27 protein-coding genes are annotated in these 26,932 nt (G+C 60.9%); 16 read left to right on the forward strand and 11 right to left on the reverse strand.

Annotated features, from left to right (window positions below; translation table 11 throughout):
- Positions 1–30: 30 nt before the first annotated feature.
- Positions 31–1,533, forward strand: a complete 1,503-nt coding sequence (locus tag AC2GXZ_RS07200; RefSeq protein ID WP_483758475.1) for a phospholipase D-like domain-containing protein — start codon at positions 31–33, stop codon at positions 1,531–1,533.
- A gap of 18 nt (positions 1,534–1,551) precedes the next feature.
- Here the strand turns inward: AC2GXZ_RS07200 and AC2GXZ_RS07205 are convergent, their stop codons facing one another.
- Positions 1,552–2,445 carry a LysR family transcriptional regulator gene (locus AC2GXZ_RS07205; RefSeq protein ID WP_483759372.1) on the reverse strand — a complete coding sequence of 298 codons (894 nt, stop codon included), beginning with the start codon at positions 2,443–2,445 and terminating at the stop codon, positions 1,552–1,554.
- A gap of 362 nt (positions 2,446–2,807) precedes the next feature.
- Between AC2GXZ_RS07205 and AC2GXZ_RS07210 the strand changes: the two genes are divergently transcribed.
- The 7 genes from AC2GXZ_RS07210 to AC2GXZ_RS07240 all read left to right on the forward strand — a co-directional run bounded on the left by AC2GXZ_RS07210 (position 2,808) and on the right by AC2GXZ_RS07240 (position 8,972).
- Entirely contained in the window at positions 2,808–3,995 is a 1,188-nt protein-coding gene (locus tag AC2GXZ_RS07210; protein WP_483758476.1) for an MFS transporter, read from the forward strand.
- Positions 3,996–4,018: 23 nt separating this feature from the next.
- Positions 4,019–5,056: an aldo/keto reductase gene (locus AC2GXZ_RS07215; RefSeq protein ID WP_483758477.1), complete on the forward strand. Its 1,038-nt coding sequence runs from the start codon at positions 4,019–4,021 to the stop codon at positions 5,054–5,056.
- A 132-nt stretch (positions 5,057–5,188) separates the two neighbouring features.
- Complete coding sequence (locus tag AC2GXZ_RS07220) at positions 5,189–6,016, forward strand: aldo/keto reductase (RefSeq protein WP_483758478.1); 828 nt, start codon at positions 5,189–5,191, stop codon at positions 6,014–6,016.
- Positions 6,017–6,099: 83 nt separating this feature from the next.
- Complete coding sequence (locus AC2GXZ_RS07225) at positions 6,100–6,378, forward strand: BrnT family toxin (RefSeq protein ID WP_483758480.1); 279 nt, start codon at positions 6,100–6,102, stop codon at positions 6,376–6,378.
- The gene (locus AC2GXZ_RS07230) at positions 6,332–6,589 is read left to right on the forward strand and encodes a BrnA antitoxin family protein (protein ID WP_483758481.1); all 258 of its coding nucleotides are present in this window, start codon (positions 6,332–6,334) and stop codon (positions 6,587–6,589) included. Before AC2GXZ_RS07225 ends, AC2GXZ_RS07230 begins: the two co-directional genes overlap by 47 nt.
- A 91-nt stretch (positions 6,590–6,680) precedes the next feature.
- Positions 6,681–7,487 (forward strand): class D beta-lactamase, encoded by an 807-nt coding sequence (gene blaOXA / locus AC2GXZ_RS07235; protein WP_483758482.1) that lies wholly within the window; start codon positions 6,681–6,683, stop codon positions 7,485–7,487.
- A gap of 177 nt (positions 7,488–7,664) precedes the next feature.
- The gene (locus AC2GXZ_RS07240; RefSeq protein WP_483758483.1) at positions 7,665–8,972 is read left to right on the forward strand and encodes an alpha/beta hydrolase family protein; all 1,308 of its coding nucleotides are present in this window, start codon (positions 7,665–7,667) and stop codon (positions 8,970–8,972) included.
- A gap of 186 nt (positions 8,973–9,158) precedes the next feature.
- On the opposite strand, the gene AC2GXZ_RS07245 is transcribed toward AC2GXZ_RS07240, so the two are convergent.
- Positions 9,159–10,142 carry a YiiG family protein gene (locus AC2GXZ_RS07245; RefSeq protein WP_483758484.1) on the reverse strand — a complete coding sequence of 328 codons (984 nt, stop codon included), beginning with the start codon at positions 10,140–10,142 and terminating at the stop codon, positions 9,159–9,161.
- Positions 10,143–10,546: 404 nt separating this feature from the next.
- On the opposite strand from AC2GXZ_RS07245, the gene AC2GXZ_RS07250 reads away from it, so the two are divergent.
- Positions 10,547–12,472, forward strand: a complete 1,926-nt coding sequence (locus AC2GXZ_RS07250; protein ID WP_483758485.1) for a HAMP domain-containing methyl-accepting chemotaxis protein — start codon at positions 10,547–10,549, stop codon at positions 12,470–12,472.
- An 84-nt stretch (positions 12,473–12,556) separates the two neighbouring features.
- Here the strand turns inward: AC2GXZ_RS07250 and corA are convergent, their stop codons facing one another.
- On the reverse strand, positions 12,557–13,606 hold the full coding sequence (corA, locus tag AC2GXZ_RS07255) for a magnesium/cobalt transporter CorA (RefSeq protein ID WP_483758486.1): 1,050 nt from the start codon (positions 13,604–13,606) through the stop codon (positions 12,557–12,559).
- Between the two features lie 461 nt (positions 13,607–14,067).
- Positions 14,068–14,463, reverse strand: a complete 396-nt coding sequence (locus tag AC2GXZ_RS07260; protein ID WP_483758487.1) for a hypothetical protein — start codon at positions 14,461–14,463, stop codon at positions 14,068–14,070.
- A 261-nt stretch (positions 14,464–14,724) separates the two neighbouring features.
- Here AC2GXZ_RS07260 and AC2GXZ_RS07265 point away from each other — a divergent pair, with 261 nt between their 5' ends.
- Positions 14,725–16,302, forward strand: a complete 1,578-nt coding sequence (locus tag AC2GXZ_RS07265; RefSeq protein ID WP_483758488.1) for a helicase HerA-like C-terminal domain-containing protein — start codon at positions 14,725–14,727, stop codon at positions 16,300–16,302.
- Between the two features lie 231 nt (positions 16,303–16,533).
- Here the strand turns inward: AC2GXZ_RS07265 and AC2GXZ_RS07270 are convergent, their stop codons facing one another.
- From AC2GXZ_RS07270 to AC2GXZ_RS07280, 3 genes are all read right to left on the reverse strand, one after another.
- Positions 16,534–17,355, reverse strand: coding sequence for a VOC family protein (locus AC2GXZ_RS07270; protein WP_483758489.1), 822 nt, complete (start codon positions 17,353–17,355; stop codon positions 16,534–16,536).
- 150 nt (positions 17,356–17,505) lie between these two features.
- The gene (locus tag AC2GXZ_RS07275) at positions 17,506–18,324 is read right to left on the reverse strand and encodes an alpha/beta fold hydrolase (protein WP_483758490.1); all 819 of its coding nucleotides are present in this window, start codon (positions 18,322–18,324) and stop codon (positions 17,506–17,508) included.
- Between the two features lie 203 nt (positions 18,325–18,527).
- On the reverse strand, positions 18,528–19,370 hold the full coding sequence (locus tag AC2GXZ_RS07280; RefSeq protein ID WP_483758491.1) for an oxidoreductase: 843 nt from the start codon (positions 19,368–19,370) through the stop codon (positions 18,528–18,530).
- Between the two features lie 132 nt (positions 19,371–19,502).
- Between AC2GXZ_RS07280 and AC2GXZ_RS07285 the strand changes: the two genes are divergently transcribed.
- From AC2GXZ_RS07285 to AC2GXZ_RS07295, 3 genes are all read left to right on the forward strand, one after another.
- Positions 19,503–20,402 carry a LysR family transcriptional regulator gene (locus tag AC2GXZ_RS07285; protein WP_483758492.1) on the forward strand — a complete coding sequence of 300 codons (900 nt, stop codon included), beginning with the start codon at positions 19,503–19,505 and terminating at the stop codon, positions 20,400–20,402.
- 431 nt (positions 20,403–20,833) lie between these two features.
- Positions 20,834–21,034: a hypothetical protein gene (locus AC2GXZ_RS07290; protein WP_483758493.1), complete on the forward strand. Its 201-nt coding sequence runs from the start codon at positions 20,834–20,836 to the stop codon at positions 21,032–21,034.
- A 227-nt stretch (positions 21,035–21,261) separates the two neighbouring features.
- Positions 21,262–21,531, forward strand: coding sequence for a DUF982 domain-containing protein (locus tag AC2GXZ_RS07295; protein WP_483758494.1), 270 nt, complete (start codon positions 21,262–21,264; stop codon positions 21,529–21,531).
- 20 nt (positions 21,532–21,551) lie between these two features.
- Here the strand turns inward: AC2GXZ_RS07295 and AC2GXZ_RS07300 are convergent, their stop codons facing one another.
- Positions 21,552–21,941, reverse strand: a complete 390-nt coding sequence (locus tag AC2GXZ_RS07300; RefSeq protein ID WP_483758495.1) for an MbcA/ParS/Xre antitoxin family protein — start codon at positions 21,939–21,941, stop codon at positions 21,552–21,554.
- Positions 21,942–22,077: 136 nt separating this feature from the next.
- On the opposite strand from AC2GXZ_RS07300, the gene AC2GXZ_RS07305 reads away from it, so the two are divergent.
- The gene (locus tag AC2GXZ_RS07305) at positions 22,078–22,710 is read left to right on the forward strand and encodes a LysE family translocator (protein WP_483758496.1); all 633 of its coding nucleotides are present in this window, start codon (positions 22,078–22,080) and stop codon (positions 22,708–22,710) included.
- A 104-nt stretch (positions 22,711–22,814) separates the two neighbouring features.
- Here AC2GXZ_RS07305 and AC2GXZ_RS07310 read toward each other — a convergent pair whose 3' ends face one another.
- Positions 22,815–23,237: an organic hydroperoxide resistance protein gene (locus tag AC2GXZ_RS07310; protein ID WP_483758497.1), complete on the reverse strand. Its 423-nt coding sequence runs from the start codon at positions 23,235–23,237 to the stop codon at positions 22,815–22,817.
- A gap of 242 nt (positions 23,238–23,479) precedes the next feature.
- Here AC2GXZ_RS07310 and AC2GXZ_RS07315 point away from each other — a divergent pair, with 242 nt between their 5' ends.
- Positions 23,480–23,893: a MarR family winged helix-turn-helix transcriptional regulator gene (locus AC2GXZ_RS07315; protein ID WP_483759373.1), complete on the forward strand. Its 414-nt coding sequence runs from the start codon at positions 23,480–23,482 to the stop codon at positions 23,891–23,893.
- A 194-nt stretch (positions 23,894–24,087) separates the two neighbouring features.
- The gene (locus tag AC2GXZ_RS07320) at positions 24,088–24,822 is read left to right on the forward strand and encodes a transporter substrate-binding domain-containing protein (RefSeq protein WP_483759374.1); all 735 of its coding nucleotides are present in this window, start codon (positions 24,088–24,090) and stop codon (positions 24,820–24,822) included.
- A gap of 182 nt (positions 24,823–25,004) precedes the next feature.
- On the opposite strand, the gene AC2GXZ_RS07325 is transcribed toward AC2GXZ_RS07320, so the two are convergent.
- A complete protein-coding gene (locus AC2GXZ_RS07325; RefSeq protein ID WP_483758498.1) occupies positions 25,005–25,724 on the reverse strand; it encodes a L,D-transpeptidase in 720 nt (239 codons plus the stop codon).
- Between the two features lie 208 nt (positions 25,725–25,932).
- A complete protein-coding gene (locus AC2GXZ_RS07330; protein ID WP_483758499.1) occupies positions 25,933–26,772 on the reverse strand; it encodes a L,D-transpeptidase in 840 nt (279 codons plus the stop codon).
- Positions 26,773–26,932: the final 160 nt, after the last annotated feature.

The raw sequence follows: 26,932 nt of genomic DNA on the forward strand, positions 1-26,932 counted from the left end.
ATGATCAACGGACGGCGGGCAAGACAAACGATGCAGAGCATATTGAAGGAAGGCGAGACCTGCTGGCGGGTCGCCAAGGCAGACAGGCTTTCGATCATCATCGACGCTGCCGATTTCTTCCGCTTCGCCAAAAGCGCCATGAGCAAGGCGAAACGCTCGATCTACCTGATCGGCTGGGATTTCGACACGCGCATCGATCTGGTTCCCGGCAATGGCGACGACCGGGCCAGAAACAGGCAGGGTGACGAAAAGGGCGAATTGCCGGACCAGCTCGGCAAATTCCTCAACGCCCTTTCGCAGCGCAATGACGATCTCGATATCCGCATTCTCAAATGGGATATCGGCCTGATCAATTCGATCACCCGCGGCGAGACGCCTTTCTACATTCTCAAATGGATTTTTGACAAACGCATCCACCTGAAGCTGGACAGCGCGCATCCGTCGATTTCCTCACATCACATGAAATTGCTGGTGATCGATGACGAGGTGGCCTTTTGCGGCGGCATCGACATGACGGTCGGGCGCTGGGACACACGCGACCACGCGGAGAATGAGCCCTTGCGCAAATCGCCGATGGGTTTTGCGCAAGGCCCCTGGCACGATGCGACGACCTGCCTTTCGGGCGAGGCCGCGAAGGCGCTTGGCGAGGTGGCGCGGCGACGGTGGAAACGGGCGACCGACGAGGAGCTTGCCGCGTCCGACGACATCAACGACGGCAACGATCCGTGGCCGGAGGGGCTGGAGGTCGGCTTTACCGACATATCCGTCGGGATCGCGCGCACGGCGCCCGAATATGACGAGCGCAAGCAGATCGTCGAGATCGAGACGGCGAAGCTGGCGATCATCGCGGCGGTGAAAAACACGCTTTACGTCGAAAGCCAGTATTTCGCCTCCCGCCGGATCGCCGAAGCGATGGCGGCACGGCTGAAGGAGCCGGATGGACCGGAGATCGTGCTGATCAATCCGGAAGGCTGCGAGGGGTATCTCGAAGCAAAAGCGATGGATTCAGCGCGCATCCGGATGATGAAACTGGTGCGTGATGCCGATATCCACGACCGCTTCCGGCTCTATTACCCTGTCAACGCCGCTCGCACGCCGATCTATGTGCATGCGAAGATGATGTATGCCGACGACCGGCTGGTGAAGATCGGCTCGGCCAACCTGAACAACCGCTCGATGGGCTACGACACCGAATGCGACCTGATCCTCGAGGCCGGAGACGACCAGCCGGCATTGCGCGGCAAGATCATCGCCACACGCGACGATCTTCTGGCCGAACATCTGGGGCGCAAGCCGGATGAGGTGTCGGCAGCGATTGCCGCGCATGGCGGTTCGATCATCGCCGCGATCGAGGCGCTGAACCGCGAGAGCGGTCGCGGGCTGGTGCCGGTACCGATGCGGGAGTTGACGGCCGACGAGGAGATATTCGCCGAAAGCGATATTGCCGACCCGGAACGGCCGACCGGCGTGCGTTATCGCGCCTCGCATTTCCTCAAGCGGCGGTTCGGCCACAAGCTGGGCATGGCGCCTTAACGAGGCGACGGTTGCGAGCTAAAGCCGCTCCGCCAGAAAATCGATGAAGGTGCGGATGCGGACGGCCAGATGTTCGTGGCCGGCATAGACGGCGTGGATTTCCTCGATGTCTTCCGGGTTGAACTCTTCCAGGATCGGCACGAGACGGCCGGCCTGGATATCCGGCTCGACATGGAAGCGGCCGACACGACCGATGCCCAGCCCATCGAGGCAGAACTGGCGGATGATCGAACCGGAACTGCCCTTCAGATTGCCCGAGACCGGGCGGATATCCATCTTGCCGGTTGCCGGATCGCGAAACGGCCACCCCTGCATGACGCGACGGAAATTGAAATTGATGCAGTTGTGGCGATCGAGATCGGCGGGTGTCTCCGGCAGGCCGCGGCTTGCGACATAATCCGGCGAGGCGATCACCACCTGCCGGCTCTGGCCGAGTTTTCTCGCCATCAGCGACGAGTCCCGCAACGGTCCGTGGCGAATGGCGATGTCGACGCGCTCGCGGATCAGGTCAACCGTATCGTCGGTGAGGGTAATGTCGAGCTGCACGTCGGGAAACAGCGAAAGGAACTCGCCGGTCAGCGGCAGGATGTAGCTCTCGCCGAAACCGACAGAGGCGTTGACCGACAGAGGTCCGCGCGGCAAGGCCCGGCCACCGCCGGAGACGATCTCCTCGGTATCGGCGATCTCGGCGAGAATGCGGCTCGCACGGGCGAAATAGGTCTCGCCTTCCGGCGTCAGTTGCAGCAGGCGCGTCGACCGCACGACAAGCCGGGTGCCCAGCCGATCCTCCAGCCGGGTGACCAGCTTGCTGACGGCCGATGGCGACAGTTTCAGCCGGCGTCCGGCTGCCGAGAAGCTCTTGAGCTCGGCGGCAAGGACGAAGACCTGCATTTCTCCGGCACGATTGTCCAAAGTCATCCTCTTTTGGTGTCTTGGGCCTGCCAGACCCCGAGATCAGGGTATCTGCTTCAAAATCCCCTCCCAACCCTCCCGACAAGGGAGAGGGCTTAACCCGGCCGGTCCGCCTCGCCCCAAGTGAGGCAGACGGTCGCCGCGGGGCTTCTCCTCCTTGGGGGGGAAATGGCTGGTAGGCCAGAGGGGGCTTCGTTGCAAAACAGACGGTATGGTTGCGGCTTGCTCACCTGTGATTTTGTTTCACAAATGATTATCCGCTTATGCCGCTACCCATGCAAGTGGAGGGCGACGATATTGCGGTGCATCGAATGACAGCCTGCGGCCCTCCCCCGCCGGCCTCGCAAAAGGATACCCCTCCAATGCCTCTCGCTCTTTATGCGTTGACGGCCGGCGCCTTCGGCATCGGCGTCACGGAATTCGTCATCATGGGTCTGCTGATCGATGTCGGCAAGGATCTCGGCGTGTCGATCTCGGCTGCCGGTCTGCTGATTTCCGGATATGCGCTCGGCGTCGTTATCGGTGCTCCGATCCTCGGCGCCATTTCCGGTAAATGGTCGAAGAAAACCCTGCTGATGGCGCTGATGGTGGTGTTCACCGTCGGCAATCTTGCCTGCGCGCTGGCACCCGACTACTGGACGCTGATGGCGGCGCGGGTGCTGACCGCCTTTGCGCATGCCTCCTTCTTCGGCGTCGGCTCGGTGGTTGCCACCAGCCTGGTTGCGCCGAACAAAAAGGCCTCCGCCATCGCCATCATGTTCACCGGCCTCACCGTCGCCAACATTCTCGGCGTGCCGTTCGGCACCTGGCTGGGACAGGCCTATGGCTGGCGCTCGACCTTCCTTGCCGTGACCCTGATCGGCATTGTCGCCTTTGCCGTGATCGCGTTGCTGGTGCCGAAGGACGAAGCGTCTGACGCCCATGAAGAAACGTCGCAAGGCATCGCTGCCGTGCTTGGTCGACGCGCCGTGCTGCTCGGGCTTCTGACCACCGTGCTGTCCTGGGTCGGCGTGTTCGCCGGCTTTACCTATATCGCACCGATCCTCACCCAGATCACCGGTTTTTCGGAAGCTGCCGTTTCGCCGATCCTGCTCGTTTTCGGCGGTGGCCTCGTCGTCGGCAATCTTTTCGGCGGCTGGCTGGCGGACCGGCATCTGGTACCGACCGTCGTCGGCAGCCTGATCGCGCTTTCCGTCGTGCTTCTGGCGATGACGGCTGCCATCCACCAGCCGGTTCTGGCGGTGATCGCCATCGGCCTGTTCGGCGCTGCAGCCTTTGCCACCGTCGCACCCTTGCAGATGTGGGTGCTTGCAAAGGCGGAAGGTGCCGGTCAGGGGTTGGCCTCGTCCTTCAACATCGCCGCCTTCAACCTCGGCAATGCGATCGGCGCCTGGCTTGGTGGCGCGGTGATCGATCACGGCCCCGGTCTTGGTGCGGTCACCTTCGTTGCAGGCCTGGTTCCGATCGCAGCGCTTGCCGTCGCCATCATCGCCATCCGCCTGGACCGGCAGACTATCGGCAAGGCCGCACGGCTATCGCCGGCTGAATAAAAGAGCAAAAAAGGACAAGCGTCATGGACTATCGTTCACTTGGAAAATCCGGCCTGAAAGTGCCGGTCATCTCCTTCGGCGCCGGCACGTTCGGCGGTTCCGGCCCGCTGTTTTCCCATTGGGGCACGACGGATGTGGCGGAAGCCCGCCGGCTCGTCGATATCTGCCTCGAGGCCGGCGTCACGCTGTTCGACACGGCCGATGTCTATTCGAACGGTGCCTCCGAAGAGGTGCTGGGCGAGGCAATCAAGGGTCGGCGCGAGGAGGTGCTGATCTCGACCAAGGCCAGCCTGCCTTCCGGAGACGGGCCGAATGACTGGGGTTCGTCGCGCTCGCGGCTGATCGGCGCGGTGGAAAAGAGCCTGAAGCGGCTCGGTACCGACCATATCGACATTTTTCAGCTGCATGCCTTCGATGCCTCTACCCCGGTCGAAGAAGTGGTCTCGACGCTCGATCGGCTCGTCCAGGACGGCAAGCTGCGTTATATCGGTGTCTCCAACTTTTCCGGCTGGCAGATCATGAAGTCGCTCTCGGCAGCGGAAAAAAACGGCTGGACGCGTTATGTGGCAAACCAGGTCTATTATTCGCTGGTCGGCCGCGATTACGAATGGGACCTGATGCCGCTCGGCGAGGACCAGGGGCTTGGTGCGATGGTGTGGAGCCCGCTCGGCTGGGGTAGGCTTACCGGCAAGATCAGCCGTTCCAAGCCGATCCCGGCGGGAAGCCGCCTGCACGCGACGGCCGGTTTCGGCCCGCCGGTCGAGGACGAGCTTCTCTACCGGGTGGTCGACGCACTGGAAGAGGTTGCCGCGGAAACGGAGAAGACCGTGCCGCAGGTGGCGATCAACTGGCTGATCTCGCGACCGACCGTGTCGTCGGTCATCATCGGCGCGCGCAACGAAGAACAGTTGAGGCAAAATCTCGGCGCGGTCGGCTGGTCGCTGACGGCGGAACAGATCGAAAAGCTCGATACGGCGAGTGCCGTCAGCGCGCCCTATCCGCATTTCCCCTATTACCGGCAGGAAGGTTTTGCCCGGCTCAACCCGCCGCTTGTCCGGTAATCGATCACGGTATCCCTCCGCACCCAAGATCTTGCGGTTGAACCAGCCGTCATGGGACCCATGTAAGATGGGTCCCATTGCTTTTCAGCCCGGCAGATCCGCCGGGTATTTTTCCCTTAAAAGGAGCATTTCATGTTCGACGTCAGCGCCAATGGCGCCAATATCCCTGCCCTCGGTTTCGGTACCTTCCGCATGCCGGATGCCGATGTGCATCGCATCCTGCCGGAAGCCCTGAAACTCGGTTTCCGCCATGTGGATACCGCCCAGATCTACAAGAACGAGGCCGCGGTCGGCGACGTGCTTTCAAAATCCGGCATTGCCCGCGCCGATATCTTTCTGACCACCAAGGTCTGGGTCGACCGGGTCGGCCACAAGGATTTCATCGCTTCGGTGGATGAAAGCCTGACGAAGCTGAAGACCGATCATGTCGATCTTCTTCTGCTCCACTGGCCGCAGAGCGAGATGCCGCTTGCCGACCGGATCGGCGCACTGAACGAACTCCGCGCCGCCGGCAAGGTGAAGAATATCGGCGTGTCCAATTTCTCCACCGCGCTGATGGCCGAGGCCGTCAAGCTTTCCGATGCGCCGATCGTCAACAACCAGATCGAATACCATCCCTATATCGACCAGACCAAGGTTTTGGGCGAAGCCGCCAAGACCGGCATGTCGGTGACCGCCTATTACCTGATGGCAGACGGCGCCGTGCCGAAGGACGAGGTGTTGCAGGATATCGGTGCCAGCCACGGCAAGACGGCTGCCCAGGTGGTGCTGCGCTGGGCCGTGCAGCAGAAGGATGTGATCGCGCTGTCGAAGACGGCAACCGAAAGCCGCCTGCCGGAAAATTTCGACATTTTCGACTTTGCGCTGTCGGAAAAGGAGATGGCGGAAGTCCACAAGCTCGCCCGTCCGAACGGCCGCATCGTCAACCCCGGCCATCTGGCGCCGGACTGGGACAAGTAGGCCGCAACCACAATTCAGCATTGAAACGGAACGGCTCCAGAGAGAATATCTCTGGAGTTTTTTTATTTTTTGTAGTAACAAAAATGGCGATCATTTTTGACCGGTTCAAGCGAGACGCGACACTGGAGGCACGCGGACTGGATTTCGCGCGTTGCAGCGAGGTTTTCGACGGTCCTTATTTGATGATCGAGGATGATCGCCACGACTACGGAGAGGCACGTTATATTACTGTCGGCCTGCTCGACGATCGGATGATCGTGTTCGTCTGGACCCGACGGGGTGAAGATCAGCGGGTTATCAGCATGAGGAAAGCCAATGACCGGGAACAGGCGTTATACGGACCCAGACTCTACATTCATTGACGAGGATGACGCTCCGGATCTTTCGAAATCTCCCTGGTTGGAAAAATTTGCCGAAGCGCCACTGCAGCGCGGACGACCCAAGAGCCAGAATCCGAAGATATCAACGACCATCCGGCTCGATGCCGATGTGCTGGAGCGTTTTCGCGCCGGTGGTGCCGGCTGGCAGTCACGGATCAACGACGCGCTCAGGGACTGGCTTTCCAAAAACTGAAAATCCTCCACGGCCCCTCTTCCATCTGCCATGAGACCGCCCCAAAGGCTGGCGACAAGATCGCCCGATCCAGATGGAGAGAGGAAGAACGATGACCCTGCGCGTCCTGACATTCGTGTTGCTTGCCAGTGCTGCCGGAGCCGGCACAGCCGAGGCAAAAACCATCTGCACGCTGGTGGCCGATGCTTCGAGCGGCAAGGTGCTGGTCGAGGATGGCGATTGCGAGACCCGCGTGACACCGGCCTCCACCTTCAAGATGGCGCTGGCGGTGATCGGGTATGACAGCGGTTTCCTCAAGGACGCACACACACCGACCATCCCGTTCAAGCAGGGTTATGTCGACTGGGGCGGCGAGGCGTGGAAACAGCCGACCGATCCGACCCGCTGGCTCAAATATTCGGTCGTCTGGTATTCGCAGCAGATCACCCATGCGCTGGGCGAAAAGAGGCTGCACGACTATCTGGCGAAGATGGATTACGGCAATGCCGATTTTTCCGGCGACCAAGGCAAGGATAACGGTCTCGACCGTGCCTGGATCGCCTCCTCCCTGAAGATTTCACCGCAGGAACAGGTGGCGTTTCTGCGCAGCCTGGTGAACCGCAGGCTGCCTGTCGCGCCCGAAGCAATGGACAGGGCGATGGCGGTGGTCGAGACGACCGGTATCGGGGGCGGCTGGACGGTGCATGGCAAGACCGGCATGGCCTATCCGCGCAAGCCCGATTACACGTTCGACGAGGAACATCCCTGGGGCTGGTTTGCCGGCTGGGCGGAAAAGGACGGCCGGGCGGTGGTCTTTGCCCGGCTGGTGCAGGACGAAACGAAAATGCCGGGCACGGCCGGCAACCGAACCCGTGAGGCGATGTTCAAGGAACTGCCCGGCATGCTGGAGGGGATCTGAGCCGGTGTGAACCCGGCGATGACGGGTGGAAAACCACCCGCAAGCCGAATGTGCTGTGCATGATCTCACCCATCGAACGCGGTTCAAGGACAGCCTTCACCCGTGACGATCTATTGCCTATTGCCCTGGCAGGCTGCCGACATAGTTTCAGCGGGGGTTGGGGAAGGAGGAGTTTTCATGTTTTTCAGACTGTTATTGATTTCGGCGGCGGTTGTTGCGGCGACCACTCTTCCGGCTGCGGCGCAACGGCGTGGTGGCGAGCCGGCCCCGCAGGAATGCCCAAAGGCATTGCCCGCGGGAACCGAATGTTTCGCCGGACAGGATATGCGCGGCGCCTATTACTGGATCGCGAAACCGAAAAACTGGAACGGCACGCTTGTCGTGCATGCCCATGGCGGACCGCGCACGGCCAAACCGAAACCGGATGATCCGGTCGAGGATCTGGAGCGCTTTGCCGTGACCGTTGAGGAAGGGTATGCCTGGGCCGGCTCCAATTATCGCCGGCAGGGTTACGGCGTGAGGATGGCGGCAGCCGATACCGACAATATAAGGCGCATTGCGATCCGGCTTCTCGGCGAACCGAAACATGTTCTGCTGCATGGCCAGTCCTGGGGCGGCAATGTTGCGGCGAAAACCGCCGAACTTTACGCGCTCGACTGGCGCGGCCACAAGAATTACGACGGCGTGGTGCTGACCAGCGGCGTGCTTGGCGGGGGAACCAAATCCTACGGTTTCCGCGCCGACCTTCGGGCCGTCTACCAGTATTATTGCCACAACCATCCACGCGCCGACGAGGTGCAATATCCGCTCTGGCAGGGATTGCCGAAGGGCGAGAAGATGCCGCGCGAGGCGCTGGAGAAACGCGTCGAGGACTGCACCGGGCTGTCATTGGCGAAGGACAAGCGCACACCGGAACAGGCGAAAAACCTCGCCAATATTCTTGGCGTCACCCATGTGCCGGAAAAGACGCTGGTTGCGCATCTCGCCTGGGCGACGGGACTGTTCCAGGACATCGTCTGGCGCCGGCTGGATGGCCGGAACCCGTTCGACAATGCGCAGACGGTCTACAAGGGTTCGGATGACGATGCGGCGCTCAACAAGGGCATCGAACGTTTTACCGCCGATCCCGAAGCGAAGCGGCTGATGGCCTATGATGCGGACCTGACCGGCCAGATCGCGGTGCCGACGATCACGCTGCATGCGAAAAACGACCCGACCGCATTCGTAGGGCTGGAGGCGATCTACCGAGAGACGGTGGAAAAGGCCGGCAATGGTGATCTGCTGGTGCAGAATTTCTCCGACGAAGCGGAGCATTCCAAGCTCTCTACACCACAATATGCAGCGCTGTTTTCGGCCATGCTGGATTGGGTCGAGAAGGGCGAAAAGCCGACCAAGCAATCGGTCGCGGCGCTGTGCGAGGAGAAGAGCAAGACCTATGACGAGGCTTGCAGGCTGTTGCCGGATTTCGAACCGGCAGTGGAGTGATGCCGGACGGCTCGGACAACCAAAGAAAGTCCCTCTCTGCCCTGCCGGGCCTCTCCCCACAAGCGGGAGAAGACTGGCGGCCACCGGGCGCACTTTCGATTTAAGCTCGGCGAAGCGGCTGGGTTAAGCCCTCCCCCTTGTGGGGAGGGTTGGGAGGGGTCTTGAAGGCCCGGCTCCCGGCCTGGCTCAATCCTTGGCGAAGGTCGTCGCGGTCTGGGACGTGGTGACCATGGTGTTGTAGTCGGAGACGATCCATTCGATATCGTCGGCACCGGTCCTGCGGGCATCGCCCTTGACCGTCTGCAGCTTCTCGTCGAGATCGCGCAGCTTCGACAGGAGCGAGGCCGGGCGCGATTCGAAGACGTGGAAACTGTCCGGATGATCGAGCGAATAATCGTCGAATGCACGCACGGCGCCGGCGTAATCGTCGAGCGCCGTCTCGTAGGCCACCATGTCGGTCACCGGTTTTTCATTGTCCGGCAGAAGGTTCATCATCGTCTCGGCATGGATCATGACATTGCGGACATGCCAGCGCGACTTCCTGCCCTCCGACTGTTCGAGGGCCGATAACGAAGCAAGGTCGAGCGTCACCTTTTCCTTGCGAAGGGCCAGATCGGCAACCTTGCGGCGTTCCGTATAGGTCGGCGCAAGTGCTGCGATCTGCCTGTGGAAGGCCTTGGCGCCTTCCATCTTGTCGGACTTGTAGTCCAGTCGCTCGTAATATTTGTTGGCTTTGTCGATGACCGGCGCCAATTGCTGGTAGACCTCGACATAAGCGGCCATGGCCTTGTCGAGTTGCGGCAATTTCGGCTCGCTGCTTGCCGCCGCCTCGACGGCGGCGATCTCGTCGCGCACGTCATAAAGCGCATAAAGCCCATAGATCGCCTTTTCCTTGCCGGTCGGACCGTTTTTCATGTCCACCCAGCTGTCATACCGCTCCAGCGATTCCGAAGCACGCAACGAACGATTAAGGAACTCGACATAGGCGTTCATCTTGCCGATCGCCTTTTCCGAAAGGTCGATACCGGCGCCCGACGCTGCAGCATTCACCGCGCCGGGCTCAGGCTGAGCGAAAGCCGGCGTACCGGTGAGGACCGGAGCGATGGTCGGAACCTGAGCCAAAAGCGAAACCGCGGCGACGGCCAAAGCCCTCGACGTGAAAAAACGCATTCTGATTACCCCCGCAATAGTCGATGCATGCAACACCGTCGAATTTGGGACTTCGACAGCGAAGGTCAACTGCGAAAACTTGCCTCCGGCACCGCGTTTGTGCCGCGGCGGACGAATACCGTGCCGAAAACGGATGAAATCAATCTTCACTTGCAAAAAACTTCAACTTCAACTTTGCTTCCTTGCAAATATTCAGCAACGAAACAAATTTATCGCTTCCGGCACCTTTGGATTAAGTTGCAATTAAGCAAGATTCCCTAGCGTAACAGCAAGCCCATGATAGGCCTGCAAAAGCCCGCTTGCCACCTGCGCCTGCCGTGCGACGCGCCTTCAGTTGTGCCCCCTCCAGATAAATCCTCCCGAAGCGACCTGCGGCCACGCGGTCCGTTCTCATGGTGTATGCAATGAGCTTTCTTTCAAACGCGAAAATACGAACCAAGATACTGTCGCTGATCGTGCCAGTCTGTTTGATCGGTGTTGCCGGCATCGGTGCCGCGGCCTACAGTTTCAAGCAGGCCGACAGCGAATACACCGCCTTCATCGCCGAGGACAATGTCGCTGCGACCCAGGTGTCGCGCGCCTCGACATCGATGAACTCGGTCGCCTACAGCGCCTATCAGCTGACGGTCTATCCGAAGGATGCGCCGTTCCGCGCCGTGGCCGCGAAGAATTACGAAAGCGGCAAGAAGGTCATCGGCACCCTGCTCGGCTCGGCCAAGCTGCTTATTCCCGAACAGGCCGGTGATCTGTCGGTTTTCGAGGCGCGGGCGCTGGCGATCACCGCCACGACCGACAAGGCGGTTGCGCTGACCGAACAGGGCAGGATGCAGGATGCCCAGGCCGTGCTTGCCCAGGTGGACCCGGACATCGCCAAGATCCGCGACGACTTCAAGGACTGGAACGTCGCCAACGCCAAGACGGTGCTCGACAACAGCGCAGCAATCTCCTCGCAGATCAATTCGACGCTCATCACCCTGATCGCCACGATCGGCGTGCTGTTTGCCGGCGCCATCGCCATGTCGCTGTTCGTCGCCTCGCGCGGGATCTCCGGTCCGATCGACACGCTGCGCCAGCGCATGGCATCGCTTGCCGGTGGCCAGACGCGCGAGGACGTTCCAGGCATCGGCCGCAAGGACGAAGTCGGCCAGATGGCGGAAGCGGTCGCGGTGTTCCGCACCAATGCCATCGAGCGGATCGCGCTTGAGGAAGAAACACTTGCCAACCGCAGCCTTTCCGAAAAGGAGCGCGCCGAGCGCGAAGCGCAGAAGACCAGGGAAGCCAACGACGTGAAGTTTGCCGTCGACAGCCTGGCAACCGGCCTTTCGCACCTCGCCGACGGCGATCTGGCACATCGGATCAACCAGCCGTTCACCGAAACGCTCGACGGCGTGCGCCACAACTTCAATGCTTCCGCCGAGAAGCTGCAGACGGCCATGCGTGGCGTTGCACAGAATGCCCGCGGCATCGATGCCGGCGCCAATGAAATCAAGTCGGCAGCCGACGACCTGGCCAAGCGTACCGAACAGCAGGCGGCAGCCCTTGAAGAGACCGCCGCAGCGCTCGAACAGATTACCACGACGGTAAAGGACGCCGCCAAGCGCGCCGGAGAAGCCGGTACGCTCGTTGCCCGCACCCGCCAGGGTGCCGAAAAGTCGGGCGAGATCGTTCAGACTGCGGTCAGGGCCATGGAAGATATCGAGAAGTCTTCCGGCGAGATCGGCAACATTATCGGCGTGATTGACGAGATCGCCTTCCAGACCAACCTTCTGGCGCTGAATGCCGGCGTCGAGGCCGCCCGCGCAGGCGAAGCCGGCAAGGGATTTGCGGTCGTTGCCCAGGAAGTGCGCGAACTGGCGCAGCGTTCGGCAAACGCCGCCAAGGAGATCAAGGCGCTGATCACCACGTCCAACGAACAGGTCAGGAGCGGTGTGGAACTTGTCGGCGAAACCGGCAAGGCGCTGAAGACGATCGTCGAGGAAGTGCAGGAGATCAACCGCAACGTCGCGGCGATCGTCGAATCCTCGCAGGAACAGTCGTCCGGCCTCCAGCAGATCAACACCGCCGTCAACCAGATGGACCAGGACACCCAGAAGAACGCCGCAATGGTGGAGGAATCCACCGCTGCCAGCCATAGCCTTGCCCGTGAAGTCTCCTCGCTGAATGCGCTGCTGTCGCAGTTCAAGCTCAATGACGGCCATGCACCGGCGGTCGTTCGTCCGGCAGCGATGACCGATGCACCGGCAGCCTCGCCTGCCCGTTCGCTCGCCCGCAAGGTGGCAGGCGCATTTTCCGGCAATGCCGCGGTGGCGCAGAACTGGGAAGAGTTCTGAGCTGCAACAGGCTCATGCCGAAATCAACAACGGGCGGAGCAGCGATGCTCCGCCCGTTTTGCGTTTCCGGACCTGCCCAGCGTGTTAGAGCCAGCCCTTGCGCTTGAAATAGAGGTAAGGGACGGCCATCGAAAAGATCATCAGGACGATCGCCGAGTGATAACCGTAATGCCATTGCAGTTCCGGCTGGTAGGCGAAGTTCATGCCGTAGACCGAGGCCACCAGCGTCGGCGGCAGGAACATCACCGAAGCGACCGAGAAGATCTTGATGATCTGGTTCTGCTCGAGATTGATCAGTCCCAGCGTCGCATCGAGCAGGAAATTGATCTTGTTGGACATGAAGGCCGAATGATCGCCGAGCGAAGTGGCATCCCGCTGCAGCAGTTTCAGCCGCTGGCGGATTTCCTTCGACAGTTTGCGGTCGACGCCATCGAGTGCCGCATAATAGGCGACGACGCGTGAGACGCTGACGAGGCTTTCGCGGGTGATGGTGATGAACTCGCCCTTCTGGCCGATGGCACGGATCAGTTCCTGCAGGTCACGCTGCTTCTTGTCAGCCTTGGACGCCCTGGCCTGAAAAACGTCGCGGGAGATCTGGTCGATATCGGCGCCGAGGCGTTCGAGCGTATCGGCCATGCGGTCGATGATCGCCTCGATCAGCCCCGTCATGATCAACTCGCCGGTTGCCGCATGCAGGCCGAGGCCGTTGGCCTTGCGGGCACGCGCCATGAAGGCGTCGAAGGGACGCGGCTCGGCATGGCGAACCGTGACGAGAATCGAACCCTTGATGATGAAGGTGACGGGCACCTTGATCGGCTGGCCGGAATCGGGCCGGGTCAGCACGGTCATGGTCATGAACTCCGCCCCGTCCTCCTGGTAGAGCCGGGCGGACAGCTCGATGTCCTCCATCTCGTCCATGGTCGGAACGGCGATGCCGAGGCACTGGCCGACCTCACGCTCTTCCTCCGCGGTCGGGCTGATCAGATCGTACCAGACGACGGAGGACAGGCGGTCCGCAGGCAGGCCGGCGGCAGACTGGGTGTCAGCATGCGCAGTGGTGGTTTCGCCTTCGGACTGTTCGTCGACGGCTGCAGGGATAAGGCGATCAAGGTCATAGGCGTGGATGCGCAGCATGACGGCTCCTGTTTGGACCATCTGGTCCCCGGAGCGCATCACCGAAAAGAACGGATCAGAGCCCCGAAGCGGCAGGTCTATCTGTTGACGTCGAACTTCGACTGTCGGGGTTCATCTCGGTTGTCCTTTGAAAGAGCGGCGCCCGGACGGGCCGTCGCTTCGAGCGGTCACATGGGCCTGTTGAAAGGGAAAGTCAATGGCCCCGAAGGCACGGAAACGGTGCCTTAACGATACCACATGCGTCTCTCATCATCTGATTGCATATTAGATATTTCTAACGTACAATTGAGTCGTCGCCTCCCCCATACCCAAGGGCGACAAAGAGGTCTCATCCTCGCCCCAGGGGCAAACCCCAGCCCCAATCGATGTGGCAATCCCCCCCGATCGCCATTCGACAAAAAGCCGCCGGTTGCAGGAACCGGCGGCCTTTTTGTTGATACGGATTTGGCCGCGCGGACAGCTCAGACGAACTGCGAAAGGCCCGGTACCGAGGCAATCACGGTGTCGACCACCTCATCGCCGGCATGTTCACGGGCGACCGCCATCGTTTCCTTGGCAAGTGCGGTGATCTCGCCCATGCCGAGGCCCTGGCTCATCAGCTGCTGGCCGAGCGCCATGACGCCGCCGCCACCGCCGAGGCTGGCCATCAGGCCGCCCAGAAGACCGCCGCCGCCGGTGCCTGCACCATTGAACTTCGCGACAAGATCCGAACCGCCGGGGATTGCCTCGATCATGCGCGCCACGGCGCCATCATCCGCCTCGCGCTGCAGGAAACCGAGCATCATGCCGATCGCCTTTTCGGCGACATCCGGCGCGATACCAACTGCATCGGCGACGCGGGAAACCAGTTCGTTCATCAGGAGTGCCTCCTCAAAATCTGACGTTGACGTCAAAGTCATACACTTTTGGACGGACAAAGCCAGCGCCTGAGCGTGGCAGAAACCGGCCGCGGATGAGAGGTTATCCGCGACAATCGCACGGGAGCGCAACCCTGCCCGGTGCAATGTCCTCGCTTTTCCTGAACGGTTGGATGACAGAGCCGCCGAAACCGTTGCCGCATGCCCAAGCGCGTCTTATAAGCACTTGAGAACAAACGCCGCGAGGGAGTTCATAACAGCATGACGGACGAGACAGGTAAGCTCTTTATCGGCGGCAGCCGCAAGCCGGACGACACGCTGAACAAGGCCGAATATCTGGACCTGAAATTCGGCAACCGCCACGGCCTCGTGACCGGCGCGACCGGTACCGGCAAAACGGTGACGCTGCAGGTTCTGGCCGAGGGCTTTTCCCGCGCCGGGGTTCCGGTGTTTGCGGCCGACATCAAGGGCGATCTTTCGGGCGTCGCGGCCAAGGGCGAAGCGAAGGATTTCCTTGCCAAGCGCGCCAGCGACATCGGCATGCAGGATTACGAATTCGACCAGTTCCCGGTGATCTTCTGGGATATCTACGGCGAAAAGGGGCATCGGGTCCGCACCACGATTGCCGAAATGGGGCCGTTGCTGCTCGCCCGGCTGATGAATGCGTCGGAACCGCAGGAAGGCGTTCTCAACATCGCCTTCAAGCTGGCCGACAAGGCCGGGCTGCCGCTGCTCGACCTCAAGGACCTCACCTCGCTGCTCAACTACATGGCGGAAAATGCCAGCGAGCTTTCCAAGGAATTCGGGCTGATCTCGAAAGCCTCGGTCGGTTCCATCCAGCGGGCGCTGCTGGTGCTCGAACAACAGGGTGCCGAACATTTCTTCGGCGAGCCGGCGCTGAAGATCAGCGACATCATGCGCACCAACCCGAATAACGGTTACGGGCAGATCTCCATTCTGGCCGCCGACAAGCTGATGATGAACCCGCGGCTTTATGCGACCTTCCTGTTGTGGCTGCTTTCGGAACTGTTCGAGGAACTGCCGGAAGTCGGCGACCCGGAAAAGCCGAAACTGGTGTTCTTCTTCGACGAGGCGCATCTGTTGTTCGACGAGGCGCCGAAGATCCTGCTCGACCGTGTCGAACAGGTCGTCCGCCTGATCCGCTCCAAGGGTGTCGGCGTCTATTTCGTCACCCAGAACCCGCTCGACGTGCCGGAAACGGTGCTCGCCCAGCTCGGCAACCGGGTGCAGCATGCGCTGCGCGCCTATACGCCGCGCGAGCAGAAGGCGGTGAAGACGGCAGCTGATACGTTCCGCCCCAACCCGGACTTCGACTGCGCCACGGCGATCACCCAGCTTGGGACCGGTGAGGCACTTGTGTCGACGCTGGAAGCCAAGGGGGCGCCATCGATGGTGGAACGCACGCTGGTCCGCCCGCCATCGGGCCGTATCGGGCCGCTGACCGATGCCGAACGGCAGGTGGTGATGGATCGCAGCCCGGTTCTTGGGGTTTACGACGAGGATCTGGACCGGGAAAGCGCTTTCGAGATGCTGGCTGCAAAGGCCAAACAGGCCGTGGATGCGGCTGCGTCAAAGAAAGCTCAGGACGAACTCGATCCGGCTCCGCCGGCAGGGTCCGGGGAAACGAGCGGATGGACGCTGCCGGGCTTCGGCGGCGGTGACGACGACCAGGATCAGCGCGGCCGCAAGACCGTCGGCCGTTCCGGTTACCAGCGCGAGACGATCGTCGAAGCGGCGATGAAGAGCGTCACCCGCACTGTCGCCACCCAGCTCGGCCGAGCAATCGTGCGCGGGATTTTGGGAAGCCTGAAGCGCTAAGGCGGTTCTGGGGGATTTGAAGAAAGCCCCCTCCCAACCCTCCCCGCAAAGGGAGAGGGATTAACTCAGCCACACCGCCGAGACCCAATCATGGCAGGCGAGTGAAACAAGTCTTCGCGCCCCTCGTGGGAGAGATGGCCGGCAGGCCAGAGGGGTGTTTCGGTATTTGAATGTCTTTCCGCCTGCAGGACGAAGATGCCGGCAGGCGGATGCGCAAAAGGCTCTCGACATCTACCGTTTCGGTGCCACCAGGCAGAAAAACGCGCCTTGCGGGTCGGTGGCCTGAACAATCCAGCTGCCGCCGGGGACTTCCTGCGGGCCGAAGACGATTTTGCCGCCATTCGTATCGATACGGTCGATGGCGGCATCGATGGCCTCGACGTTGAAATAATAGCTCCAGCAGGGCATCGGTACGTTTGGCGGCCTCGTCATCATGCCGCCGACCGGCTCCCCACCGGTGTTTTCCCGGTAGCGGAAGATGCGGTATGGACCCATCTCGCCCATGTCGAAATCATGGTCCTTGGTCCAGCCGAAAACGGTCGCATAAAAACCGAAGGCTTCCTCGCAATCGCCGGCGTAAAGCTCGCGCCAGCCGACATTTCCCGCCTCGTTGGGCCCGAGTTCGCGGGGCGGGTTTTCCGGCGGGATCGGCGTCATGATGCAAAGGACCGCGCCATGCGGATCGGCAACCACGGCGAAGCGGCCTATGCCGGGAATATCATCCGGCGCGCGTTGTATTTTGCCGCCAAGATCAACATATTGCTTTGCCGTCTCATCGACATCGTCGACCGCGACATAACCGGTCCAGTTCGGCGGCAGCCTGCCTTCGAGCTCCGGTGGGAAGGTCATCATGCCGCCGATGCCGGGGCAATTTTCGCCCTCGCCCATTTCGAAAAGGAAATAGGACATGCCGGCCATCGGCATCTCGTTCACCTTCCAGCCGATGACGGCGGAATAGAATTTGCCGGCGGCGCTGGTGTCCGAAGTGATCAGCTCGCACCAGATGAATTTGCCATGGGTGTCTGACCGGGTAATCGAAGCGGTCTGCTGCATGATTTTCCTCCCTTGGGTCGCACCGGGTTTCAGCCCGGCGATTGTCCGGCCTCCTCCTGCCGCACAGATCGCGTTGATTTCAGACCAACTCTCAGGCGCTGTCAAATCATGGGTCGGTGGGTCCCGAAGCAAATGGCGGCTCCGCGCCGATCAGGCCTTATGGTCGGCAAGAAAATCGCGGAGAATGGCATTGAACTCCTGTGGTTTTTCCCGGTGAACGCCATGGCCGGCGCCGGCAATCCTGATCGGCGCGCCCTTCCACAGGTTGGCGAAGGAGAGGCCGTCGATATAATCGAGGTTGATCAGAGGATCAGCGGCACCGTTGACGATGCAGAGCGGAACGGCAGAGGTTTCCACCAACCGGCGCTGATTGGCGCCCTGCCCCGCCACCACGGCCTCGATCATATATTCGCGGGCGAGGCCGTGCGTGCGGCGCACGGCGGAAAGGAAGAAGGGATCATTGCCGGCATCGTCACCAAGGGCGACGGCAACAACCATCGCCACCTGCGCGTCCGAGAGTTCCGCATTGCCGGTATAAGCCATTTTCGGGCTCGGCAGAAAACCTGCCTGAAGCCCATCCATGTCGTTGCTGATCGGCGGCGTGCCGAAGACGAGGGCCGCACGCACCGGGCCACCAAGCGCGACCATTTCAAGGGCGACATGGCCGCCGAGGGAATGCCCGATCGCGATAAATTCACGGACACCCAGGTCAGCGAGCAATTCCAGAAGAGCCGCCGCATAACCGGGAATGCTGTAGGTCCGCCGTGGATCCAGAGCATCGGACGAAGCACCATGTCCGGGCAGATCGACGGCGATGACGCGGCAGGCAGTCTCCAGTGCCGTTATCTGCGGCGCAAACGATTCCTTCGATACGGAATTGGCGTGGATGAACACGATTGGAACGCCTTGCCTGCCGGTGTCATGAAACGCGATACGGCCGTGGCTGGTCTCGGCAAACTGCTCGTTCATCCTGCAACTCTCTGAATTTGAAACATGACTGGTGGTGAAAGGTCGAACTCAGCATGTGGCGGCCTTAGGGTCAACCGCGCCTTTGGCCCGTCAAAGGGACAAAATGTCCGAGAGCGGCGATCGCGGCCCGATCGGCTAGGCGGGACCGGAAACGCCAAAACGCCCGGCGGTCACCGGGCGTTTTGTTTCGGGGCGGGATCCGCTCAGGCGGCTTCGGTCCTGTCGAAATCCGTCGAGATGGAAATCGCCCTCAACCGTTCCAGCAGAGCCGTATCCGAGGCGATCTTGGCTTCGATGGCGGCGACCGTGTCGCTGCCGAGCGGCAGGCGGACCGGCGGGTTCTGCATGTCGACGAAATCGATCAGCACTTCGGCGAGTTTCACCGGATTGCCCGGCTGGTTGCGGCTGATGTGTTTGGCCGCCTCGCGCACCTTGCCGGCCGTTTCGGCATAGTCGGCAATTTCCGTCGGGCTGATGCTCAATGAATTGCCTTCGAGAAAGTCGGTGCGGAAATAACCGGGCTCGATTGCCGTGGCATAGATGCCGAGCGGGGCAAGTTCGTCGGCCAGCGCTTCGGTCAGGCCTTCGACGGCGAATTTTGCCGAGCAATAGACGCCGAAGCCGGCTGCACTGCGATATCCGCCGATCGACGAGAAGTTGAGGATATGGCCCGACCGCTGGCGGCGCATATGCGGCAGCACGGCGCGGGTGACGGAGAGAAGCCCGAAGACATTGGTGCGATAGATCGCCTCGACCTCCTCACCGGTCGCTTCCTCGATGGCGCCGAGCAGGCCGAAACCGGCATTGTTGACGAGAATGTCGATCCGGCCGAAGCGGGCGACCGCTGCCCTGGCGGCTTCGTGGGCCTGGGCCTCGTCATTGACGTCCAGCGCGACGGCTAAAAGATTGGGATGATCGCCGAAACGCTCGACGACCGTCTTCGGGTTGCGGGCCGTGGCAATGACATTATCGCCCTTGGCCAGCGCCTTTTCGACGACGAGAGCACCGAGACCGCGGGATGCACCAGTGATGAACCATGTACGCATTTTGAAATCTCCTGATTGGTTAGCGATTGTCTGCGCCGTGCCGGTTATCGGCGGCTGAAGAGATTTCTACGCCCGGATCGTTCCTGAGATAATCGACTCGATTCTTCATGGCTTAGTGAATATAATTCAGCAATGCGAACCATTGCGCCATCCGACCTGTCTCCTTTCCTGGCGCTTGCGCGGCATGGGAGTTTTCGACGTGCCGCCGACGAACTGGGCTGCACACCATCGGCGCTCAGCCACGCGATGAAGGCCCTCGAGGAGCGACTGGATCTCAGGTTGTTCAACCGCACGACGCGCAGCGTGGCGCTGACGGAAGCGGGCGAGACACTGCTTGCCCGTGTGGCGCCGGCATTCCGTGACATCGAGGATGCGCTGGACGATCTCAACAATTTCCGCGGCACGCCGGTCGGGCGGCTGAAGATCAACACGTCGCGACCCTCGGCGCGGATGGTGCTATTGCCGCTTGTCGCCCGGTTTCTCCATACACATCCGCGGATCGCGATCGATATCGTCATCGACAATGATCTCGTCGACATGGTGTCGGAAGGTTTCGACGCCGGAGTGCGTTTTGGCGAAACGGTGGCGCAGGACATGATTGCCGTGCCGATCGGTCCGAGGCAGCGCACGGCGATCGTGGCGACGCCCGGCTTCTTTGCAGCACATCCGAAGCCTGTCACGCCGGATCAGTTGAAGTCGCTTGCCTGTATCGGCTTCCGCTTCGGTTCGGGCCGGCTTTATTCCTGGGAATTCGAGCGTGGCGGGGTTGAACTTTCGGTTGAGGTGGATGGCGCACTGGTGCTCGACGATCAGGACATGATGGTGGATGCGGCACTGACCGGTGTCGGCATTGCCTTCACCTTCGAGGACCAGGTAACGGATCTCGTGGCATCGGGCAGGCTGGTGCGGGTGCTGGAAGACTGGTGCCCCTATTATTCGGGTTTCTATCTCTATTATCCAAGCCGGCGACAGATGCCGGCGGCGCTTCGCGCCTTCGTCGATTTCGTCCGGGCTGAGGGAAGCGGGCGCTGACCGATTTCGCGGGAAAAGAGTAATTTTCTTAAAAACAGTGCTTCATACTTGTTTTGGACACAATCATGGATTACATGTCTCTCATCGGCATTGCTGATGAGCGCTGAAATTTTCGCCGCTCGCATGTGCCGTCGCTGCTTTTTACCTTTGACCATGGATGTACCGGCACTGGTGGACAAAGCGGCGATGAGAGAGGTCGGAGCAATATTGCGCCGGCCTTTTTTCGTTTAAGGGCCCCTCGCCGTCCCACCCAAAAAACACAGGACACGCATAGTAACCACCAAGGTGAACGGTGCCGTCATCGGGAGGATTGATGGCGGTTGCCCGGTTCTGCCTTGCAGACGTTTTTCCAGCCCGTGAATTCCAGGTTTTCTTTTAATTTTGGAACGATCCCGTCGTTTAGACGATTGGCATAAAACAGGAGATTGTTGATGATGAAAAAGAAGATGGTGGAGGCCACGGTCAAATTCGAAGGCGACCGCATCCCGATCGGTTTGATGAATGTCGGCCAGGCACTCGAGTTGGCGCGCGAAACGGGAATGCGCTTCAGCCATCCCGATGGCATTGCCGGAGAGACGAACGATCTTTTGACCCGCCAAGAATTGGCAACTCTGGTCGGCTGCGGCGCTTAACGCGTGTCGTGACCTGCAAAAGCAGCCTACCGTATTCTCAGTGCCTTTTGCCCTCACATGTGATTGTCGCAAACCCATTGCATAATCGGCGCGACGAGACCGGCAAAACGCCCAACAAAGCCGGTTTTGATCGAGACTGAACGGATAAAATCTGACGTGCGATCGGTTTCGTGGTATCGTGGCTGATTGCGGAGACATTCTCTCGGCTGAACCGATAGGAGCATGCGGTGAATTCCATCATACCCATCGGCTTTACCCTGGAATGGAGCTATCCGGTCATCGTCAGGGACCGGGAAATCCGCGACCGGCCGATTGCAGGCCCAAGGGCTGCGTTGAAATATCTCCACGAGGATCTGGCCATCCGTTCCGGCCGAACCTATTGGCGGGCGATCGACGCCTGCAACGATGCGCTGCGTTACCGCGGAGATATCGATGACGCCCGCAATTCGTTCATTGCCGCCTATGCGGAATGCATGACCAAGCTCAGCATCCATTAATCCATGCAAAACCACCCGGCTCAGGCGATTGCAGCGTCTGCGTCGGTGCGATTGTCGAGATAGGTAAGAACATCGCCGAGACCGGCGGCTGTCTGGATCTTTTCAGCCGGAACGCCGCCCAGAGCCTCGTTATGGCGCGCCAGCCAGGCTCTGGCGATTTCGCAATCGCCCTTGGTGATCGCATTCAGATTGCGAAACAGGCGGAGCAGCAACAAGGACCGCTCAAGCGGTTCCGAGCCCTTTTCCAGAAGGTGGTCGAGACATTGCATGCGACAGATCTTGTCTTCCGGCAGGCCGACAATACCGGCAAGTGCCGAAGGATAAAGACCCAGCCGCTCGGCGGCGGTGACGGTCGCCTTGGTCACCACCTGCATTTCGGAAATGACGAGACATGGTGCCGGCCTGTCCATCGACGAAAATCCCCTTTGGCCCTTTCGGCCCGCCCGTGGTCCCGCCACTCATGACGAAGCGCGCCGTGGCATGGCCGCAGAAAAACGGCTATCGTTGCGATAATCAAGTCCATCGCCCGCCTTGCAGGGGTCAAACATGCCTTCTTTCGAACTGCTGATCGCATTTTTCGTCACCACCGCGGTGTTTGCCTACATTCCCGGCCCGGCCATGCTTTATGCCGCGGCACAGACACTGGCGCGCGGGCGGCGTGGCGGACTGATGGCGACGCTCGGCATCCATCTCGGCTGTTATGTGCATGTGGTGGCCGCGGCAGCCGGGCTTTCGGTCCTGTTTCATGCCGTGCCGGCGCTTTATCTGGCGGTGAAGCTGATCGGTGCCGGGTATCTGGTCTGGCTTGGCATTTCGCTGTTTCGGGCACGGGCTGCCGGCGATGCCGCCCTGCCCGCCTTAACGCCGAAATCCGCCCGCCGGGCGTTTCTGCAAAGCATCACCGTCGAAGTGCTCAATCCGAAGACGGCGATCTTCTTCATGGCCTTCCTGCCGCAATTCGTCGATCCGTCGGCGACCTTTCCGGTATGGCTGCAGCTGCTGATCCTCGGTACGATCGTCAACCTGACCTTTTCGTCGGCCGATATCGTCTGCGTGTTGCTGGCGGGCGCGATCGTCGGTCGATTGCAACGTTCCGGCAAGGCACAGCGGATGATGCAACGGGCCGGAGGCACGGTGCTGATCGGCCTTGGCACCCATCTCGCGCTTCAACGAAGCTGATATCGCCTCAAGCTGAAAACGGCCGGGAGCCCGAAGGCTTCCAGCCGTTTTGAAAGATTGACCGAAAGCCGCCGGCGGCGGCCTTCGACATTCCATTTTGCCGATCAGGCAACCGTGACCGGAACTTCGGTCGCAGTGCGCATGGCGTGGCTGTAAGGGCATACGATATGCGCCTTGGCAACGAGGTCTTCGGCCTGGGCGCGGTCCATGCCGGGAATGTCGACGAGCAGCGAGACCTCGATGCCGAAGCCGGTGCCATCGTCACGCGGGCCGATGCCGACGGTTGCCGTCACCTTGGCATCTTCCGGGATCTTGACCTTTTCCTTAGCCGCAACGGCCTTCAACGCGCCGAGGAAGCAGGCCGAATAACCGACGGAGAAAAGCTGTTCCGGGTTGGTGCCGGTTGCGCCGTCGCCGCCAAGTTCCTTCGGCACCGTGAGCGTGACGTCGAGGACGCCGTTTTCAGAAGCGCCATGGCCGGCGCGGCCGCCGGTGGCGGAACCCTTGGTCGTATAAAGAATGGACATATTCGTACTCCCTTCGGTTAAATTGTTCGCAATTTGATTGCGTGCAATACATCTATGCGCATTGCATTTCGACGTCAAGCCTGCGACAATGCATTATCGAAGAGATAGAGCACGGTTTCGTGATGACACGGGCAGAGTTGAAGAAAAAACCGGCATTGCCGGGCGGCGCGCAGGACAATGCGCCGGCGGACCGAAGCGCTGCATCGTCGGGCAGCATCACCGACAAGGCGGGCCTTGATGCGATGTTGTGCTTTGCGATCTATGGCGCCTCGCATGCGTTCAATCGTGCCTACAAACCGTTGCTCGATCCGCTCGGCCTCACCTATCCGCAATATCTCGTCATGATGGCGCTATGGTCGGAAGACGGGCAGAAGGTGAAGGCCCTGGGCGACCGGCTGGGGCTTGATTCCGGCACACTGTCGCCGCTCCTCAAGCGGCTCGAACAATCCGGCCTGGTTTCGCGCAAGCGCGATGCGCAGGACGAACGACAGGTGATCATCACGCTGACGCCGCAAGGGCTGGCGCTGCAGGACCAATCATCGGGTGTCATGAGCGAGATCGGCCGCGCCACCGGCTGCAGCCTTGACGAGGCCATGGCTCTGCGCGAGGCGCTGATGGGACTGACAGAGAGACTGGCGAAGGCGCAGGACAGCTAACGTCAACAGCGTCGCCAGCCCGCGGCACCTGTGCCGACAGGACCCTTTTTCGATTTGCGGATCTCACACGCAAAACAGCTACGCACTTTCGCCCGAACTGCTTTAAGCTCACCTGCGGGAGAGCAAAGAGCAAAAGGGAACAGTGGATGACCATAAAAGCGCGCATGGCACTTGCGGCAATCGGGCTTGTGGCAATGGTTGCCGCCGGACCGGCCCTGGCCGACGGCACCAGCCTTGCCTCGATCAAGCAGGCAGGCGTCCTGAAGATCGGCACGACGGGCGATTACAAGCCGTTCAGCTACAAGGGTGGCGATGGCGAGCTTGTCGGCGCCGATATCGCCATGGCGAAGGAGCTAGCGGAAACTCTCGGCGTCAAGCCGGAATTCGTCATGACCACGTGGAAAACGATGCTGGACGACTTCAAGGCCGACAAGTTCGATATCGTCGTCGGCGGCATCACCGTCAATCCGGCACGTGCCGAAGTCGGCAATTTCTCGGTGCCGAATGTCAGCGACGGCAAGCGGCCGATCGCCCGCTGCACCGACAAGGACAAATTCACCAGCATCGAGGCGATCGACCAGCCTTCAACGCGCGTCATCGTCAATCCGGGCGGCACCAACGACAAGTTCGCCCACGAAAAGCTGGCGCATGCGACGATCGAAGTGTTTCCCGACAACAAGACGATCTTCGACCAGATCGCCGCCGACAAGGCCGACGTGATGGTGACCGATGGTGTGGAAGCCGATCTGCAGTCGAAACTGCATCCAGGCGTGCTGTGCCCCGTCGCGGTGAAAGAGCCCTTCACCCATTTCGAGAATGCCTATCTGATGCAGAAGGATGACGGGCTGAAACAGGCCGTCGACGCCTTCGTGAGCAAGGCGCTTGCCGATGGCGACTGGAAGAGCAAGCTCGACGCCGCGATGAAGTGAGGGTTGGAGGGCGTATTTGAAAAGTCCCCCTCTCGCCTGCCGGCGATCTCCCCCACAAGGGGGGATAAGACTCGCGGCACCCACGAGCCCTAAATCGGATTTCGGTGGTGCGGCTGGGTTAAGCCCTCCCCCTTGTGGGGAGGGTTGGGAGGGGTCTTTTCAACCAGATAATGCCTAGCCGTTTACTGCCACACCACGATGCGGGCCTTTTGCGGCACGCGCTCATAGAGGTCGATAATGTCCTGGTTCATCAGGCGCACGCAACCGGATGAAACGGCCTTGCCGATGGAATTCCATTCGGGCGAGCCGTGCAGGCGATAGAGCGTGTCCTGACCATCCTTGAAGATATAGAGCGCGCGGGCGCCGAGCGGGTTCATCAGGCCCGGCGGCATGCCGCCGTTCTTCGACGAATATTTGACGAGTTCCGGCTGGCGGGCGACCATTTCGTCCGGCGGCGTCCATTTCGGCCACTTCTGCCGCCACTGGATGACGCCCTCGCCTGACCAGGCGAAACCTTCACGGCCGATGCCGACGCCGTAGCGCATGGCGGAACCGCCCTCCTCGACCAGATAGAGGAAGCGCGACGGCGTATCGACGACGATCGTGCCGGGACGCTCGCCGGTCGGATCGATGACACGCTGGCGATAGTAACGCGGGTTGATGCGCTGATAGGGGATTGCCGGAATGACGAAACCGCCATCGGCGATCGAGCCGTACATCTGGGCGGCATCGGCATCGCCGCCCGGCGCCATTTCCGGCGGCTGGGTGCTGATGCCGTCACGATAGGTGATGACCTGTCCGCCAAAGGGCGTGGTGGAGGCACAGCCGGCAAGCGTCGAGGCGGTGCCCGCGCCGAGAAGAGTGAGAAAGCTCCGGCGGGAAAAAGAGGTGTCGAATGTCATGTCGGGGAGAACCATCCAGAAGAACGCGATTGCGCAAAGCTTAATCGAACGATCTTCCAGGCGAAAGGTTCCCGAGGATCAAACCGTGCCTCTAAGAGATAGGGCTGCGGCAAATCGGCAACGATCACTTCAGCGACACGGTGCATCACCGAAACGAGAGAAGCCGCCCGGCAGGCGGCTCCGATGCATCTTTCCTAAAAGATTGCCGTCACATGACGACGATCGGCGTGCCGCTCGGCACGCGATCGAAAAGATCGATGACGTCCTGGTTGAGCATGCGTACGCAGCCGGACGATGTCGCCTTGCCGACCGATTGCCAGTCGGGCGTGCCGTGGACACGGTAGAGTGTGTCCTTGCCATCCTTGAAGATGTAGAGCGCGCGGGCGCCCAGCGGATTGTTGAGGCCGGGTGTTGCACCGCCTTCGGACGCCGCAAACTGGCGCAAAGCGGGGTCACGGGCGATCATCTCTCCCGGCGGGGTCCAGCGCGGCCATTTCGCCTTGCGCTGGATAACGCCGCGGCCGGACCAGGAAAAGCCCGCCTTGCCGAGACCGACGCCATAACGCATTGCCTTGCCATTGGCGCCGACGAGATAAAGGTAGTGGGCGCGGGTGTCGACGACGATCGTGCCCGGCGCCTCGCTGGTGCGATAATCGACCTCGCTCCTCAGATAACGCTGGTCTATCCGCGAATAGGGAATGGCCGGCAGCGTGTGGCCGTCGTCATTCATCACGTCATACATTACCCGGTGGACCGGGTTCGATACCGGCAGACCGTAGGTGGCATGATCGTAGGTCTGGTGGAAATCGGACGGATAAAGCTGCCGCTTGTGCGGGATCGCGCCCGGCATCGGCGGCGGCTGGTTGGTCGGCGGATCCTGATAGGGCGGAATGTAGAAGACCGGCGCCGTTTCCTGCACGAAGACATTCGGATTGACGCGGCTGGTATCCGGGATGAACGGCACCTGGCACCCCGCAAGCGAGGTCGTGGCAATAAGAGTGGCCGCAAGACCGGTGGCGCGGCGAAACGATAAAACTTTGTTCGGCATGGAGACCCGCTTGAGCAGATGACGTCTCGGGCACTCTTTCAGATGGCGCTGGCGCGAGGCTGGTGACGTGCCGGCAAAACGGCCTCAAGCAATGGCCGAAAGCTACGCGGCGTGGAAACGTCGCAAAAAATACGCAGGTGAATAAACCCAGTAGATTTTG

It is taken from the genome of Aliirhizobium sp. YIM B11859, from assembly GCF_057163345.1.

Excerpts from the sequence above, each read along its gene's own strand:
- AC2GXZ_RS07200 (WP_483758475.1), top strand. The coding sequence starts at position 31 with ATGCAGAGCATATTGAAGGAAGGCGAGACCTGCTGGCGGGTCGCCAAG.
- AC2GXZ_RS07210 (WP_483758476.1), top strand. The coding sequence starts at position 2,808 with ATGCCTCTCGCTCTTTATGCGTTGACGGCCGGCGCCTTCGGCATCGGC.
- AC2GXZ_RS07215 (WP_483758477.1), top strand. The coding sequence starts at position 4,019 with ATGGACTATCGTTCACTTGGAAAATCCGGCCTGAAAGTGCCGGTCATC.
- AC2GXZ_RS07220 (WP_483758478.1), top strand. The coding sequence starts at position 5,189 with ATGTTCGACGTCAGCGCCAATGGCGCCAATATCCCTGCCCTCGGTTTC.
- AC2GXZ_RS07225 (WP_483758480.1), top strand. The coding sequence starts at position 6,100 with ATGGCGATCATTTTTGACCGGTTCAAGCGAGACGCGACACTGGAGGCA.
- AC2GXZ_RS07230 (WP_483758481.1), top strand. The coding sequence starts at position 6,332 with ATGACCGGGAACAGGCGTTATACGGACCCAGACTCTACATTCATTGAC.
- blaOXA (WP_483758482.1), top strand. The coding sequence starts at position 6,681 with ATGACCCTGCGCGTCCTGACATTCGTGTTGCTTGCCAGTGCTGCCGGA.
- AC2GXZ_RS07240 (WP_483758483.1), top strand. The coding sequence starts at position 7,665 with ATGTTTTTCAGACTGTTATTGATTTCGGCGGCGGTTGTTGCGGCGACC.
- AC2GXZ_RS07245 (WP_483758484.1), bottom strand. The coding sequence starts at position 10,142 with ATGCGTTTTTTCACGTCGAGGGCTTTGGCCGTCGCCGCGGTTTCGCTT.
- AC2GXZ_RS07250 (WP_483758485.1), top strand. The coding sequence starts at position 10,547 with ATGAGCTTTCTTTCAAACGCGAAAATACGAACCAAGATACTGTCGCTG.
- corA (WP_483758486.1), bottom strand. The coding sequence starts at position 13,606 with ATGCTGCGCATCCACGCCTATGACCTTGATCGCCTTATCCCTGCAGCC.
- AC2GXZ_RS07260 (WP_483758487.1), bottom strand. The coding sequence starts at position 14,463 with ATGAACGAACTGGTTTCCCGCGTCGCCGATGCAGTTGGTATCGCGCCG.
- AC2GXZ_RS07265 (WP_483758488.1), top strand. The coding sequence starts at position 14,725 with ATGACGGACGAGACAGGTAAGCTCTTTATCGGCGGCAGCCGCAAGCCG.
- AC2GXZ_RS07270 (WP_483758489.1), bottom strand. The coding sequence starts at position 17,355 with ATGCAGCAGACCGCTTCGATTACCCGGTCAGACACCCATGGCAAATTC.
- AC2GXZ_RS07275 (WP_483758490.1), bottom strand. The coding sequence starts at position 18,324 with ATGAACGAGCAGTTTGCCGAGACCAGCCACGGCCGTATCGCGTTTCAT.
- AC2GXZ_RS07280 (WP_483758491.1), bottom strand. The coding sequence starts at position 19,370 with ATGCGTACATGGTTCATCACTGGTGCATCCCGCGGTCTCGGTGCTCTC.
- AC2GXZ_RS07285 (WP_483758492.1), top strand. The coding sequence starts at position 19,503 with ATGCGAACCATTGCGCCATCCGACCTGTCTCCTTTCCTGGCGCTTGCG.
- AC2GXZ_RS07290 (WP_483758493.1), top strand. The coding sequence starts at position 20,834 with ATGATGAAAAAGAAGATGGTGGAGGCCACGGTCAAATTCGAAGGCGAC.
- AC2GXZ_RS07300 (WP_483758495.1), bottom strand. The coding sequence starts at position 21,941 with ATGGACAGGCCGGCACCATGTCTCGTCATTTCCGAAATGCAGGTGGTG.
- AC2GXZ_RS07305 (WP_483758496.1), top strand. The coding sequence starts at position 22,078 with ATGCCTTCTTTCGAACTGCTGATCGCATTTTTCGTCACCACCGCGGTG.
- AC2GXZ_RS07310 (WP_483758497.1), bottom strand. The coding sequence starts at position 23,237 with ATGTCCATTCTTTATACGACCAAGGGTTCCGCCACCGGCGGCCGCGCC.
- AC2GXZ_RS07315 (WP_483759373.1), top strand. The coding sequence starts at position 23,480 with ATGTTGTGCTTTGCGATCTATGGCGCCTCGCATGCGTTCAATCGTGCC.
- AC2GXZ_RS07320 (WP_483759374.1), top strand. The coding sequence starts at position 24,088 with ATGGTTGCCGCCGGACCGGCCCTGGCCGACGGCACCAGCCTTGCCTCG.
- AC2GXZ_RS07325 (WP_483758498.1), bottom strand. The coding sequence starts at position 25,724 with ATGACATTCGACACCTCTTTTTCCCGCCGGAGCTTTCTCACTCTTCTC.
- AC2GXZ_RS07330 (WP_483758499.1), bottom strand. The coding sequence starts at position 26,772 with ATGCCGAACAAAGTTTTATCGTTTCGCCGCGCCACCGGTCTTGCGGCC.